Raw genomic sequence first — 13973 nt, forward strand, 5'->3', positions numbered from 1 at the left:
ACCAGTCATCAATTAAAAATAAAAATAAAACACTAGCAATCATAAAAAATTATTAATGAATTGGATTTTTATCATGCAACAAAAAACAAAATGAATATCATCATATTGATTTTATTGGATTTATTTCAAAATAAGACTTATTTTATTTTTCATTAATTTTTGAATCAAAAAAGTGCAATTTAATTATTAATGGTCACTAAAATGATGCAAAATCGAATTAAAAAGCCTGTTAAAATAATCCGTTATTACGGAAAAACACTGAAAACACGATAAAAACAAAATATTCATCTGCAAAACAATCTGTTTTCCCCAAACAGAATAATATTCAATTTTATTTAATCGCCACAACAGAACAAAACTCCACATCAACCGCACAACCTGGTTTTTTTGACAAGATAAGTGCAACTCTGTAAGCATGTATGACCATAGCAAGGGCAATTGACCGCCGGATGACGGATCAGGATGATAAAAATGTTAACAGCAAGAGCGGAAATAGATCTGAATGCGTTACAGCATAACTTTGCGAAAATGAAGCAATGCTGTCCGAAAAGCAAAATCATCGCAGTCGTAAAAGGCAATGCCTACGGCCATGACGCCATCCTGGTCGCGAAAACCCTGTCCGGGGCAGATGCCTTTGCCGTGGCCCGGATTGAAGAAGCCGTGGCTTTGCGTCAGGCCGGGATCACACGTCCCATCGTCTTACTGGAAGGGTGTTTTTGTGCCGAAGACCTGGTGATTGCCGCGCAATATCAATTCCAGCCCGTGATTCATCATGCCGGACAACTGGCGGATATCCTCGCCGCAACCCTGCCGCAGCCCGTCCGTGTCTGGCTGAAAGTGGATACCGGTATGCACCGTCTCGGTGTCTTCCCGGAACAGGTGGCGCATTATGTTGCCCAGCTGTCCCACTGTGCCAATGTCAGCGGGGATGTCGGTTTTGTCAGTCATTTCTACAGGGCTGATGAACTCAGCGCCCCGACCACGCACGAACAGCTGGCGTGCTTCATTCAGGCTACCGCGCCGCATCCCGGCGAGAAAAGTCTCTCCAACTCTGCGGGCGTACTCTACTGGTCGGATGCCCATTTCGACTGGGTACGTCCCGGTATTGCCCTTTACGGCATCTCGCCACGCGGTGACAGCAGCGGCATCGCTGAGGGTTTACAACCCGTGATGACACTGAAAAGCACACTGATATCCGTGCGGGAGCATAAAGCCGGCGAAAGCATTGGCTATGGCGGTAACTGGATCGCCGATCGGGATACCCGCATCGGTGTCATCGCTATGGGCTATGGAGATGGTTACCCCCGGACAGCCCCCAATGGTACGCCGGTCCTGGTCAATGGCCGCAAAGTCGCATTGGCCGGCCGGGTCTCGATGGACATGATGACCGTTGATCTTGGCCCGGAAAGTCAGGATCAGGCCGGTGATGAAGTGATCCTGTGGGGTAAGGGCCTGCCGGCCGAAGAGGTCGCCCGCCATATCGGCACCATAGCGTATGAACTGGTGATCAAAATCACCAACCGAGTCCGCCGGCAGATCATTTCTGCCGGACACAACGAATAACAGGGTGATGACGATGCTGACCCGGTTACAGCCTTCCCGGCTCTGGAATTTCTTCGCGCAGATCTGTCAGATCCCGCATCCATCAAAACAGGAAGCTGCACTACGGGACTGGATCACGGATCTGGCGATGACCCGGGATCTGGCAGTCTCCCAGGACAGCAAAGGGAATCTGCTGATCCGCAAACCCGCGTCAGCAGGCATGGAACAGGTTCAACCCGTGATCCTGCAGGCGCATCTGGACATGGTGCCGCAAGCCAATGCCGACAGGGCTCATGATTTTTCCTGCGATCCGATCCAGCCTTATATTGAAGGTGACTGGGTACGGGCTAAAGGTACCACGCTGGGCGCGGATAACGGTATTGGTGTCGCCGCCTGTCTGGCGGTATTGACTGATCCCACGGTAAAACATGGCCCGCTGGAAGTGTTGTTTACAGTGGATGAAGAAGCCGGCATGGGCGGCGCTTTTGCACTGCAGCCCGACTGGCTGGAAGGGAAAATACTGATCAATACCGATGCCGAGCAGGACGGCGATATCTACATGGGATGTGCCGGCGGACTGGAAGCCCGGCTGGATTTCACGCTTGATTTTGCCGCATTGCCGGAAGGCTATCAGACTTACCGCTTGCAGCTCGGCGGTTTACAGGGTGGTCATTCCGGTCTGGATATTCATGAAGAGCGCGGCAATGCCAATCAGTTATTGTGCCGGACACTCTTCCGGCTGCAACAGCATTTCCCGCTAAAAATCAGTGCGCTGAATGGCGGCACGCTGCGCAATGCGATCCCGCGCGAAGCCTGTGCCGTAGTTGCGCTACCACCCGGTCAGCAGGCGGAATTTATCGCCTCGTGTCATGCGGCAGCAGAATTATTGAGGCAGGAATACCAACATACTGACCCGGCAATACAACTCACCTGCACCCCCTGTCCACCGGTAGAACAGGCGCTGACTGACACAACGCAAAGCAATTTATTGGCAGGATTAACGGCAATTCCGAACGGGGTCATCCGGATGAGTCATGCCATAACAGGCGTGGTGGAAACGTCGACGAATCTGGGGGTAATCAGGACGGAGGAAAAACAACTGAGCGCCGTCTCGTTTGTGCGCTCACTGACCGATGAAGGCCGGGCACATCTGCATTCGGTTTTTGCCGCCGTCGCAGCACTGAGTCACGCCGAAGCCGTATTTTCCGGCGACTATTCCGGCTGGGCACCGGATCCGGATTCCGCAGCAATGCAGATCGTACAGCAACAGCATCAGCGTTTGTTCGGGCAGCAAGCCAATATCATGGTGATCCATGCCGGGCTGGAATGCGGGCTGTTCAAAAAAACTTACCCGCATCTGGACATGGTTTCGATCGGCCCGACCATCAAAGGCGCACATTCGCCGGATGAGCGGGTGTCGGTTTCATCGGTAGAACGTTTCTGGCAATTACTGACCGCCACCCTGGCCGCCATTCCGCAGCAGTAATGCGGATAAGGGATCAGCGAACTAACGCCAGTTCATTCGGACGCAAATCAAACAGCAGTACTTCAGCCTGCTCCCCGTTTTGCAGAGTGATCTGCTGTTCCTGCCGGATGCGCACACCATCCCCGGCTGACAAGCGTTCACCGTTTATTTCAATACTTCCCCGGGCAATATGCACATAGGCGTACCGATTTTCCGGCAACAAAAAGGTCTGCGATTCGTCGCCATCAAACAGGCCGGCATAAACCCGGGCATCCTGATATACCGACAGAGATCCTTCCGTGCCATCAGGAGAAATAATCAGCCGCAACTTGCCGCGCTTCTCTGCGTCAGAAAAATGTTGCTGCTGGTAGCGCGGTGCCACGCCCTTGCGATCCGGCACGATCCAGATCTGCAGAAAATGCACTAGCTCTTCACGGGAATGGTTGTATTCGCTGTGGCGGATACCGGAGCCGGCGCTCATCATCTGCACATCGCCCGGGCGGATCACCGAACCCGTTCCCATGGAATCTTTGTGCTCCAGCGCCCCTTCCAGCACATAGGAGAAGATTTCCATATCGCGGTGGCCATGTGTATCAAAACCTTTCCCCGGTTTCACCTGATCTTCGTTGATCACCAGCAGATCCGAAAATCCAAGCTGTTCAGGGTCATAATAACTACCGAAAGAAAAGGTATGCTGTGACAGTAACCAACCAAAATTGGCTGAACCGCGCTGGTTTGCAGATCTGAGTTCGAACATATCCATCACTCCGGCAAGAAGAAAAGTCAGGGGGGAAACCATGAAACCATCCCCCCCGAAAGAGAGCAGTTATCCGTTCCCGCAGCAGGCAATACAAGGCAGGGACGGCAACTGCTCTGACACAGGGTTACTGCTTGATCGCTTCCACAGCGATATCAATGGTGACGTCATCACCGACATTCGGCGCATATTTACCGGCGTTGAAATCCGTACGTTTGATGACGGTCGTCGCATTCGCGCCAATGGCATCTTTCTGCAGCATCGGATGTGGCATCGCCACAAATGAAGTCACGGTCAGTGTCACCGGTTTGGTCACGCCTTTGATCGTCAAATCACCCTGCACTTCCGTTGGCGCATCGCCTTTGAATACCACTTTGGTGGATTTGAAGGTGGCAGTCGGATATGTCGCTGTATCCAGGAAATCCGCGCCCTGAATGTGTCCGTTGAACACCTCAAAGCCAGTATCAACGGATTTGGTATCAATCACGATATCCACCGAACCGGTTTTGGCTTCTTTATCCAGCACGATGGTACCGCTGGTTTTATCGAAGCGGCTCAGCTGTTTTGACAAACCAAAATGGCTGTAAGAGAAACGCGGGAAAGTATGGGTACTGTCAATGACATACGTTTCCGGAGCGGCAAACGCCGGTGCAGAAATGGCAGTAGCCAGTGCCAGCACAGCAGATAATTTAACGAATTTATTCATGATGTAACTCCTGATTTGAATAGATGGTTAATCACTGCGGGTTGGCAGTAATAGTGAACTTGACCTGAATATCATTGGCAACAATGTCAAAGGTTGACCAGCTGCCTTCCCCAATCGCAAAATCACCGCGACGGATGGTGAAACTACCTGCAAAAATGCCTTTTCCGGCCTCTTCTTTGAAGGTTGACGGAACTACGACATCAATGGTCTTGCCTTTGATCGTCAGCTTGCCGCTGACCTCAAACTGGTTATCACCCAGCGCCTTGATAGCACCGGATTCAAAATGTGCCTGCGGAAAAGCGGCGGTGTTAAACCACTCTGTCTTGCTGACTTCATCATTCGCTTCGCTGCTGCCGGCATCAATACTGGCCAGCGCCACATCAAATACGGCTTTCCCTTCGGCCGGTTTGGCCGGGTCGAACTTCAGCGTGCTGGTGAACTCGTTGAATTTGCCATCCATCGACACGCCCATTTGCTGGTAACTGAAATTGATCGCGCTTTGCTTCACATCCACCTGGGTGTATTCCGCCGCCTGGGTTGCCAGTGGCAGCAATGCAGCAAGTACGCTCATACGAAATAAGGTCTTCATCATCTTTTGTCCTTCGCTGAACCTGGCAACATCCGGGTCAGGATGTCATCTTTGTCAATAAAATGGTGTTTGAACGCCGCGCCGATATGACCAACCAGTACGGCAATAAACAGATAATTCAAGCTGACATGCACGGTGAGCAGCAAATCGCCCAATTCCTTGTTTTTCTCCAATAAATCCGGGATTGGCAGTACGCCGAACCAGACAGTCTGAAATCCTTTCGCCGAGCTCATCAGCCAGCCGGAAAGCGGGATCAGAAACATCAGCATATACAGCATGTGGTGGCCGGCATGCGCCGCGACCTGCATCAGCCGAGGCATGGAAGCCGGTAATGCTGGCGGACGATGCGTCACCCGCCACGCCAGACGAATTAACGCCAGCAGAAACACCGTGACACCGATCCACTTATGCCAGGAATAAAGCTTGAGCTTCTCCGGCGATAACGGCAGAGCCTGCATGTAAAAACCCAGGCCCAGCATGCCGAAAAACAAAACAGCCATCAGCCAGTGCAGACTTTTTGCTGTAGTGGTGTAATGTGAACTCATGGTGCCATCTCCGTTTCGTCGGAAACGAATGTTATTAATTTGTGAATAAACTATACCCTCGCAGATTGATGCCAGATAGAGGGTTATTTCGAATTATCTATTGCTGGAATAGCAACAATGAACCGACTTGATGCCATGCACTTATTTGTGCGAATCGCAGAATTAGGCAGTTTTACCGCCGTTGCCGAACAGATGGGGCTGGCCCGCTCTGTCGTGACCCGTCAGATCGCTGCGCTGGAAGAACATCTCGGTGTCAAACTGATGGTGCGGAACACCCGCCGCCTTTCGCTGACCTCGGCGGGAGGCGCCTATCTGGAGAAATGCCGCGTTATTCTTGATCTGGTCGAAGCCGCCGAAGCCAGTGTCATAGAAGAGCGTCTGGCACCCCGGGGCAATATCCGCATCGGCCTGCCGCTCAGTTACGGGCTGAAAAAGCTGTCGCCATTGTTACTCGAATTCTCACAACGCTATCCGGATATCAATCTGGAAATGGATTTTGATGATCATCAGATGAATCTGATTGAAGAAGGCATCGATCTCTCCATCCGTATTGCCGGACAGCTGGAGCCCGGCGATATCGTGCGCAAACTCAGCAGTTGCCGCTTACTGACAGTGGCCTCCCCCGGCTACCTGAAACAGCATGGCCGGCCAATGCACCCCTCAGAGCTGATTAATCATGAATGTCTTGGTTATACTCTGACGGCCGGAGGGATGAGCTGGGCATTTATGATCGATGGACGGCATGAAACGTTTTATATCCGCAGCCGCATCAAAGCCAACAACGGCGATGCGCTGACCGAAGCCGCCGCCAACGGGCTGGGTATTACGCTGCAACCCGATTTTATCGTGCAGGATTATTTAGCCTCCGGACGGGTGGAAACCCTGTTGGATGAGTTCACGCCGGCGGAATTAGGTATTTACGCGATTTTGCCGAGCAACCGCTATGTGCCGCACCGGGTGCGGGTACTGCTCGATTTTCTGGCCAATCAGCTGGATAAAAAAAAGCGCTGATCTCTCAGCGCTTTTTTCGCATCCAACTATACCCAAAGTAATTGGGGTTGCAGCTAGCCGACCAGTGAACTCATCCCCATGAGCATAGATAAACTATGTGATTGGGGTGAGTAAACGCAGTCAACGACACTGCAGCTTCAAGTACAAAGGGTATTACAGTGATTTGATGGTTTCCTGCTGTTCTTTCAGCTTGGTCAGCTGAGAGTGGTAATCAGCCAGTTTTTCACGCTCTTTGGCGATCACCGCTTCCGGTGCCTTGGCAACAAATGCTTCGTTACCCAGTTTGCCTTCGATACGGCCACACTCTTTTTCCAGCTTCTCGACTTCTTTCGCCAGACGCGCCAGCTCCACTTCCTTGTCGATCAGACCCGCCATCGGGATCATCAGCTCGGTATTCCCGATCAGTTTCTTCACCGACAACGGCTCAGCTTCACCTGCTGCCAGCACGGTGATGCTTTCCAGCTTCGCCAGTGACTTCAGGAACGCTTCGTTGTCTGCAGCACGTTTCGCATCAGTGGCATCCGCTTTCAGCAATACGGTCAACGGCACGCTTGGTGCCACATTCATTTCGGCACGGATGTTACGCACGCTGACAATGAACTGTTTCACCCATTCCTGATCGGCCAGTGCCACTTCATCCACTTTCGCCGCATCAAATGCAGGGTAAGCCTGCAGCATCAGCGTATCTTCGTTGATGCCTGCCAGCGGAGCCACTGATTTCCAGATAGACTCGGTCATGAACGGCATGATTGGATGTGCCAGACGCAGCAACGTTTCCAGCACCGTTACCAGCGTATGACGGGTGGCGCGCTGTTCGGCTTCGCTACCGTGCCACAGCACCGGCTTGGTCAGCTCCAGATACCAGTCACAGAACTGGTTCCAGATAAACTCGTACAGCACACCCGCTGCCTGGTCAAAGCGGTAGGTATCCATCGCATGACGCAGTTCCTGAATGGTCAGTTGCAGCTGAGAGGTGATCCAACGATCCGCCAGACTGAACTGCATCTCGCCACCGGCAAAACCGCAATCCTGCTCTTCGGTGTTCATCAGCACATAACGGCTGGCGTTCCACAGTTTGTTACAGAAGTTACGGTAACCATCCAGACGTTTCATGTCCCAGTTGATGTCACGACCGGTTGACGCCAGTGCCGCCAGCGTGAAACGCAGTGCATCGGTACCATGCGCTTCAATCCCTTCCGGGAACTGCTTCTCGGTACGCTTGCCGATCTTCTCGGCCAGTTGCGGCTGCATCATGTTGCCGGTGCGTTTTTCCAGCAGATCCGGCAGGGAAATACCGTCGATCATATCCAGCGGGTCAAGCACGTTGCCCTTGGATTTCGACATCTTCTGACCTTCTTCGTCACGGATCAGACCGGTCACATACACCGTCTTGAACGGTACCTGTGGCGTGCCATCTTCGTTTTTCACGAAGTGCATGGTCATCATGATCATGCGCGCAACCCAGAAGAAGATGATGTCAAAGCCGGTCACCAGCACATCGGTCGGATGGAACATGTCCAGCTCAGGTGTTTTTTCCGGCCAGCCCAGTGTGGAGAAGGTCCACAGTGCAGAACTGAACCAGGTATCCAGCACATCTTCGTCCTGACGCAGCGCCACATCTGCCGCCAGGCTGTAATTCGCACGGACTTCCGCTTCATTGCGGCCAACATAGACTTTACCGTTGACGTCATACCACGCCGGAATGCGGTGACCCCACCACAGCTGACGGGAAATACACCAGTCCTGAATATCACGCATCCAGGAGAAGTACATGTTTTCGTACTGTTTCGGTACGAACTGAATACGGCCATCTTCCACCGCTTCAATCGCCGGTTTCGCCAGTACGTCCGCACGCACATACCACTGGTCGGTCAGCATTGGTTCGATCGGTACACCGCCACGGTCGCCGTAAGGCTGCTGCAGCACGTGATCTTTGATCTCATCCATCAGGCCTTTCGCTTCGAGCGCAGCAATGATCGCTTTACGCGCGGCATAACGCTCCAGACCCGCAAATTCAGCCGGCATGGCAGCCGGATAAGCTTCGCTCGGGTTGCCTTTGCTGTCATACACTTCAGCTTCCGCACGAATATGTGCATCCAGCGTGAAGATGTTGATCATTGGCAGGTGATGACGTTTACCCACTTCATGGTCATTGAAATCGTGCGCCGGAGTGATCTTCACACAGCCGGTACCTTTTTCCATGTCCGCATGTTCGTCAGCGATGATCGGAATACGACGACCCACCAGTGGTAACTCGATGAATTTGCCAATCAGCGCCTTGTAACGCGGATCTTCCGGGTTCACTGCCACCGCAGTATCACCCAGCATGGTTTCCGGACGGGTAGTCGCCACGATCAGGTAATCTTTGCCTTCAGCCGTCTTCTCACCATCCGCCAGCGGATAGCGCAGATGCCACATGTTGCCTTTGACTTCTTTGTTCTCAACTTCCAGATCAGAGATCGCAGTGTGCAGTTTCGGATCCCAGTTCACCAGACGTTTACCGCGATAGATCAGATCCTGTTCATACAGACGTACGAACACTTCCTGTACCGCATGAGACAAAGCCGGGTCCATGGTGAATGCTTCACGGTCCCAGTCTACAGAAGCGCCTAAGCGACGCATCTGACGGGTGATGGTACCGCCGGATTCTTCTTTCCACTGCCAGATCTTGTCGATGAAGGCGTCACGGCCATAATCGTGACGGGTTTTATTTTCTTCCGCCGCGATCTTGCGTTCTACTACCATCTGGGTCGCGATACCGGCATGGTCAGTACCGACCTGCCACAGGGTATTTTTACCCAGCATACGCTGATAACGGATCAGCGCATCCATGATGGTCTGCTGGAACGCATGGCCCATGTGCAGGCTACCAGTGACGTTTGGCGGCGGGATCACGATGCAGTAATTGCCGTTGCTGGTGTCGCCACTTGGTTTGAAGTAGCCCTGGCTTTCCCAGTGCTGGTACATCGCCTGTTCAATGGCGTTCGGATTAAACGTCTTTTCCATCTGTCTTCATCTGTCTGATTATGGGAGTTGCGGTGCAGGCACCGTCTCCAGCGTGAAACCCAGCGCCCGATACTGCTTGTAACGTTCGCGCGCCTGTTGTTTTTGAATTTCGTCAGTAGGGACGAAATCAATGATCTGAGCAAAACGATGAGCAAAAGCCGGTACGGTCTCTGCCAGATTGATCAATATCAGCCGGCTGCGTTTTGGCAACCCCGTACCAATTTCGACCGGAGCCTGTGTCACCGTTGCTTCATCAGAAAGCCCGTGTGGCACAAAGCTGTGCGGATCCTGCTGCCACAGCATTTCGTCTAACTGTTCAGCCTGTGCCTGGGTCTGCGCCAGCATAAATACCGTCTGATTCTGACGAAAACGTGCTGTCGTCAGCTGGCAGGCTAATACCACTGCCGCCTGATTGATGCCATCCGCATCGGCAGCAGCAGGCGAATCGTCGGGTAGTATATAAAAAGTGACTTGCGGCATAAAGTAAAGGGGCGTTACCGCCCCATCCTGTTAGTCTTCGACATCAACACCGGCGCGGCTCAGCAGGAACTGCGTCAGCAAAGGAACCGGACGACCGGTCGAACCTTTCTCTTTACCCGATTTCCAGGCAGTACCGGCAATATCCAGATGCGCCCAGTTGTACTTCTTGGTAAAGCGGCTGAGAAACGCCCCGGCGGTAATGGCCCCGGCAGGACGACCACCGGTATTCACCATATCCGCGAACGGACTTTCGATTTGATCCTGATATTCATCCCACAGCGGCAGGCGCCAGGCTTTATCGCCCGACAATTCCGCTGCGTTCAGCAGCTCATGCGCCAGCGGATTATGATTCGACATCAGGCCGGTGGCATGGCTGCCCAGCGCAATCACACAGGCGCCGGTCAGCGTCGCAATATCAATCACCGATTCCGGTTCGAACCGTTCCACATAGGTCAGCACGTCACACAACACCAGACGCCCTTCCGCATCGGTATTCAGCACTTCGATGGTCTGACCGGACATCGACGTCAGAATATCGCCCGGACGATAGGCTTTGCCATCCGGCATATTCTCGGCACCCGCCAGCACACCAATCACATTGATCGGCGGCTTCAGTTCCGCCAGTGCAGTCATGGTACCTAATACCGACGCTGCCCCGCCCATGTCGTATTTCATCTCGTCCATGCCTTCGGCCGGTTTGATGGAAATACCACCGGAATCAAACGTCAGCCCTTTGCCCACCAGCACAATCGGCTTGGCATCCGGATGACCTTTATATTCCATGATCGACATCATGGCTTCATTGGATGAGCCTCTGGCCACCGCCAGATAGGCGTTCATGCTCAGCTCGGCCATCTGCTGTTCACCAATCACCCTGGTGGTGATATATGGGCAGCTATCAGCCAGACGACGCGCCTGCGACGCCAGATAAGCTGGCGTACAGATATTCGGCGGCATATTGGCCACGTCACGGCAGATCTTCATACCGTTGGAAACGGCCAGGCCATGCACAATTGCTTTCTCGCCAATCGCCAGTTCGCGACGGGTGGCGACATTAAACACCAGCTTTCGCAGCGGCCGGCGCAGTTCTGCCTTGTTGGTCTTGAATTGATCAAAAGTATAAAGACTGTTTTGCGCCGTTTCGACCGCTTGTCTTACCTTCCAGTAGGCATCCCGTCCTTTGACATGCAATTCTGTCAGAAAACAGACCGCTTCCATCGATCCGGTTTCATTCAGTGTACTGATGGTTTTCTGAATGATCTGTTTGAACTGACGTTCATCCAGCTCACGCTCTTTACCACAACCCACCAGCAGTACACGTTCGCTCAGCACCCCGGGTACCTGATGCAGCAACAACATCTGACCGGTTTTACCTTCCAGATCACCACGACGCAGCAGAGAACTCAGATAGCCATCACTGACGCGATCCAGCTGTTCCGCTACCGCAGATAAACGACGCGGTTCGAAGACACCCACCACAATACAGGCACTGCGTTGCTTCTCCGGGCTGCCACTTTTAACGCCGAATTCCATGAGGACTCCTTGCTACTAAAGACAAAGCCCACCGATTGGTCGATAATAGAGGCCGACCCACCTGTTCAGGATGAACAGGTTCGGTACGCAAAACATCATAAAATGGAATTAAGGCAACTATTTTTTAGCGATTCGCCAGTAATTACAAGTTTTCCCGAGGCCTGCGTGATAGTTTTCCGTTATATATTTAAAGAAACGCTCAAAACTCAGCTTTCAATCCTGCTGATCCTGATGCTGATTTTTACCAGTCAGCAATTTATCCGGATCCTGGCGAAAGCTGCGGATGGTTCTGTACCGACATCGCTGATCGGTCAGATGATGCTGCTCAATATTCCGTATATGGGATTATTGCTGCTGCCAATCAGCCTGTTTATCGCCATTTTGTTTGCGCATGGCCGTCTGTATGCAGACAGCGAAATCACCGTCTTGCGCGCAACTGGTGTCGGTCCTTCTTACATTATGAAGATCAGCATGGTGCTGGCATTGCTGACGACAGTAGTCGCTGCGGCGAATACCCTGTGGCTGGCGCCAACGGCGCGGGAAATGCAGTCGCAGCTGCTGGATGCCGCCAAGGCCGATCCGCTCTCCATTCCGCTGGAAAGCGGCCGCTTCTTGAGTCTGGATGGCGGGCAACTGACCGCCTATGTGGAAGATGTACAGGAAAGCGGGCGCAAATTGCAGCGCATCTTTCTGCTGCAACGCAGCCCGGATCCTGCTGAAGCAGCAATCATTGTGGCCGCAGAGGGACATCTGACGACAGATGCCCAAGGTACCCCCTGGGTCACGCTGAGTGATGGCAAACGCTATGCCGGTACACCACCGTCAACCAAATTCAGTATCGCCAACTTCAGCGAATACCGGGCACAGCTGCAACGTAAGGACATCGAACCGTCCAACCGCAAAGCAGCAGCCATCCCGTCAGCCCGGCTTTATCACGGCACCACCAACAAAGAAATCGCGGAATGGCAGTGGCGTATCGCCTTGCCGTTGTCGATCCCGGTGCTGACCCTGATCGCCGTTCCGCTGGCCAGCGTCAATCCGCGTCAGGGCCGCTATGCCAAACTGCTGCCGGCGGTCATGCTCTATCTGAGTTATTTCCTGTTACTGAGTGCCGGCCAGTCAGCCATTGAACGCGGACAACTGCCCGCGACGCCGGGGCTGTATATTATTCCTGCGATCTTCGCGTTGCTGTTTGCTATCCCGATGAATCTGAAAAACACCCGGCTCTGGCAACATCTGCGTCTTTACTGGCATAAGGAGAAATGCTGATGTTTGGTATTCTCGACCGCTATATCGGACGCACCGTGATCATGGCCATCCTGCTGTGTACCTTCATGCTGGTTGGTCTCTCCTCGCTGATTAAGTTTGTCGATCAGTTACAGAGTGTCGGTGAAGGTTCCTACACCACCTTGCATGCGGTGTTAAGGGTCGCCTACGCCATGCCGGGAGACATCGTGCTGTTTTTCCCGATGGCGGCATTGCTGGGCGGCGTGGTAGGTCTGGGTCAGATGGCCAGCAGCAGTGAACTGGTTGTCTTGCAGGCGGCAGGTCTGTCCCGGGCGAAAATTGTCATTTCGGCACTGAAAACCGTCATTCCGGTCATGATACTGGTCATGCTGCTCGGTGAATACGTGGCACCAATCGCTGAACAGAGAGCGCACGACATCAAAACCACGGCGGTCAGCGGCGGCAAGATTACCGCGTCAACCTATGGTATCTGGGTCAAGGAAGGACATGACTTTATCAGTATCGGCGCCTTGCTCCGCGATGGCAGCCTGCGTGATGTGACGCTCTACCGCTTTAATCCGGCAGGAGATTTACTGGAAATCATCCGCTCCGGCCAAGCGTTATACCAGAAGCAGGCCTGGCATCTGAAAAACATTGTGCACACCCGGTTGCAGGACACAAAGCAGATCCGCTCAGAACGCAAGACCGACTGGTTGTGGCAGACCAACCTGACCCCGGACAAACTGGGCGTGGTCTCCGTCTCGCCGGACGAGTTGTCCGCTCAAGGGCTGTATAACTACATCAATTACATGGAAAGCAATGGCCAGCAGGTCGATGATTACAAGCTGGAATTCTGGCGCAAACTGCTGGCACCGCTCAATGTCATCGCCATGCTGCTGCTGGCTGCATCCACTATTTTCGGTCCGTTACGTTCGGTCAGTATGGGCGCACGGTTGATTTCCGGCGTGATGATCGGGTTCAGCTTCTATGTGGTGAACCAGGTATTGGGGCCGTTCAGTCTGGTGTATCACGTGCCGCCCGTGCTCGGGGCCAGCGTACCCAGCCTGATCTTCATGAGCGTGGCCATCCATATGCTGCGCCGTCGCAACTAA

At 53.1% G+C, this 13973-nt stretch carries 12 protein-coding genes; 5 read left to right on the forward strand and 7 right to left on the reverse strand.

From position 1 onward, the window contains the following. Positions 1 to 471 precede the first annotated feature (471 nt). Both alr and HNR75_RS01025 read left to right on the forward strand, forming a co-directional pair. Positions 472 to 1563 carry an alanine racemase gene (alr, locus tag HNR75_RS01020; RefSeq protein WP_188025155.1) on the forward strand — a complete coding sequence of 364 codons (1092 nt, stop codon included), beginning with the start codon at positions 472 to 474 and terminating at the stop codon, positions 1561 to 1563. A gap of 7 nt (positions 1564 to 1570) precedes the next feature. Beyond that, complete coding sequence (locus tag HNR75_RS01025) at positions 1571 to 3028, forward strand: aminoacyl-histidine dipeptidase (RefSeq protein WP_188025408.1); 1458 nt, start codon at positions 1571 to 1573, stop codon at positions 3026 to 3028. Between the two features lie 13 nt (positions 3029 to 3041). Here the strand turns inward: HNR75_RS01025 and HNR75_RS01030 are convergent, their stop codons facing one another. From HNR75_RS01030 to HNR75_RS01045, 4 genes are all read right to left on the reverse strand, one after another. Beyond that, positions 3042 to 3764 carry a pirin family protein gene (locus HNR75_RS01030; RefSeq protein ID WP_188025156.1) on the reverse strand — a complete coding sequence of 241 codons (723 nt, stop codon included), beginning with the start codon at positions 3762 to 3764 and terminating at the stop codon, positions 3042 to 3044. A 127-nt stretch (positions 3765 to 3891) separates the two neighbouring features. Next, entirely contained in the window at positions 3892 to 4470 is a 579-nt protein-coding gene (locus tag HNR75_RS01035) for a YceI family protein (RefSeq protein ID WP_188025157.1), read from the reverse strand. A gap of 31 nt (positions 4471 to 4501) precedes the next feature. Beyond that, the gene (locus tag HNR75_RS01040) at positions 4502 to 5062 is read right to left on the reverse strand and encodes a YceI family protein (protein WP_188025158.1); all 561 of its coding nucleotides are present in this window, start codon (positions 5060 to 5062) and stop codon (positions 4502 to 4504) included. Then, positions 5059 to 5604 carry a cytochrome b gene (locus tag HNR75_RS01045; RefSeq protein ID WP_188025159.1) on the reverse strand — a complete coding sequence of 182 codons (546 nt, stop codon included), beginning with the start codon at positions 5602 to 5604 and terminating at the stop codon, positions 5059 to 5061. Before HNR75_RS01045 ends, HNR75_RS01040 begins: the two co-directional genes overlap by 4 nt. Before the next feature lie 117 nt (positions 5605 to 5721). Between HNR75_RS01045 and HNR75_RS01050 the strand changes: the two genes are divergently transcribed. Further along, complete coding sequence (locus tag HNR75_RS01050; RefSeq protein WP_188025160.1) at positions 5722 to 6615, forward strand: LysR family transcriptional regulator; 894 nt, start codon at positions 5722 to 5724, stop codon at positions 6613 to 6615. A gap of 153 nt (positions 6616 to 6768) precedes the next feature. On the opposite strand, the gene HNR75_RS01055 is transcribed toward HNR75_RS01050, so the two are convergent. From HNR75_RS01055 to pepA, 3 genes are read right to left on the reverse strand one after another with little or no spacing between them, the layout of a single operon-like run. After that, a complete protein-coding gene (locus tag HNR75_RS01055) occupies positions 6769 to 9621 on the reverse strand; it encodes a valine--tRNA ligase (RefSeq protein WP_188025161.1) in 2853 nt (950 codons plus the stop codon). 18 nt (positions 9622 to 9639) lie between these two features. Continuing rightward, positions 9640 to 10101: a DNA polymerase III subunit chi gene (locus HNR75_RS01060; protein WP_188025162.1), complete on the reverse strand. Its 462-nt coding sequence runs from the start codon at positions 10099 to 10101 to the stop codon at positions 9640 to 9642. Positions 10102 to 10131: 30 nt separating this feature from the next. Beyond that, positions 10132 to 11634, reverse strand: a complete 1503-nt coding sequence (gene pepA / locus HNR75_RS01065) for a leucyl aminopeptidase (RefSeq protein WP_188025163.1) — start codon at positions 11632 to 11634, stop codon at positions 10132 to 10134. 165 nt (positions 11635 to 11799) lie between these two features. On the opposite strand from pepA, the gene lptF reads away from it, so the two are divergent. Continuing rightward, the gene (gene lptF, locus HNR75_RS01070) at positions 11800 to 12903 is read left to right on the forward strand and encodes an LPS export ABC transporter permease LptF (RefSeq protein WP_343043231.1); all 1104 of its coding nucleotides are present in this window, start codon (positions 11800 to 11802) and stop codon (positions 12901 to 12903) included. Further along, positions 12903 to 13973, forward strand: a complete 1071-nt coding sequence (gene lptG / locus HNR75_RS01075) for an LPS export ABC transporter permease LptG (RefSeq protein ID WP_188025165.1) — start codon at positions 12903 to 12905, stop codon at positions 13971 to 13973. Before lptF ends, lptG begins: the two co-directional genes overlap by 1 nt.

The organism is Tolumonas osonensis (assembly GCF_014202415.1).
Lineage (GTDB): Bacteria > Pseudomonadota > Gammaproteobacteria > Enterobacterales > Aeromonadaceae > Tolumonas > Tolumonas osonensis.

Excerpts from the sequence above, each read along its gene's own strand:
- lptG (WP_188025165.1), top strand. The coding sequence starts at position 12,903 with ATGTTTGGTATTCTCGACCGCTATATCGGACGCACCGTGATCATGGCC.
- HNR75_RS01055 (WP_188025161.1), bottom strand. The coding sequence starts at position 9,621 with ATGGAAAAGACGTTTAATCCGAACGCCATTGAACAGGCGATGTACCAG.
- HNR75_RS01045 (WP_188025159.1), bottom strand. The coding sequence starts at position 5,604 with ATGAGTTCACATTACACCACTACAGCAAAAAGTCTGCACTGGCTGATG.
- HNR75_RS01040 (WP_188025158.1), bottom strand. The coding sequence starts at position 5,062 with ATGATGAAGACCTTATTTCGTATGAGCGTACTTGCTGCATTGCTGCCA.
- pepA (WP_188025163.1), bottom strand. The coding sequence starts at position 11,634 with ATGGAATTCGGCGTTAAAAGTGGCAGCCCGGAGAAGCAACGCAGTGCC.
- HNR75_RS01030 (WP_188025156.1), bottom strand. The coding sequence starts at position 3,764 with ATGTTCGAACTCAGATCTGCAAACCAGCGCGGTTCAGCCAATTTTGGT.
- HNR75_RS01060 (WP_188025162.1), bottom strand. The coding sequence starts at position 10,101 with ATGCCGCAAGTCACTTTTTATATACTACCCGACGATTCGCCTGCTGCT.
- HNR75_RS01050 (WP_188025160.1), top strand. The coding sequence starts at position 5,722 with ATGAACCGACTTGATGCCATGCACTTATTTGTGCGAATCGCAGAATTA.
- HNR75_RS01025 (WP_188025408.1), top strand. The coding sequence starts at position 1,571 with ATGACGATGCTGACCCGGTTACAGCCTTCCCGGCTCTGGAATTTCTTC.
- HNR75_RS01035 (WP_188025157.1), bottom strand. The coding sequence starts at position 4,470 with ATGAATAAATTCGTTAAATTATCTGCTGTGCTGGCACTGGCTACTGCC.
- alr (WP_188025155.1), top strand. The coding sequence starts at position 472 with ATGTTAACAGCAAGAGCGGAAATAGATCTGAATGCGTTACAGCATAAC.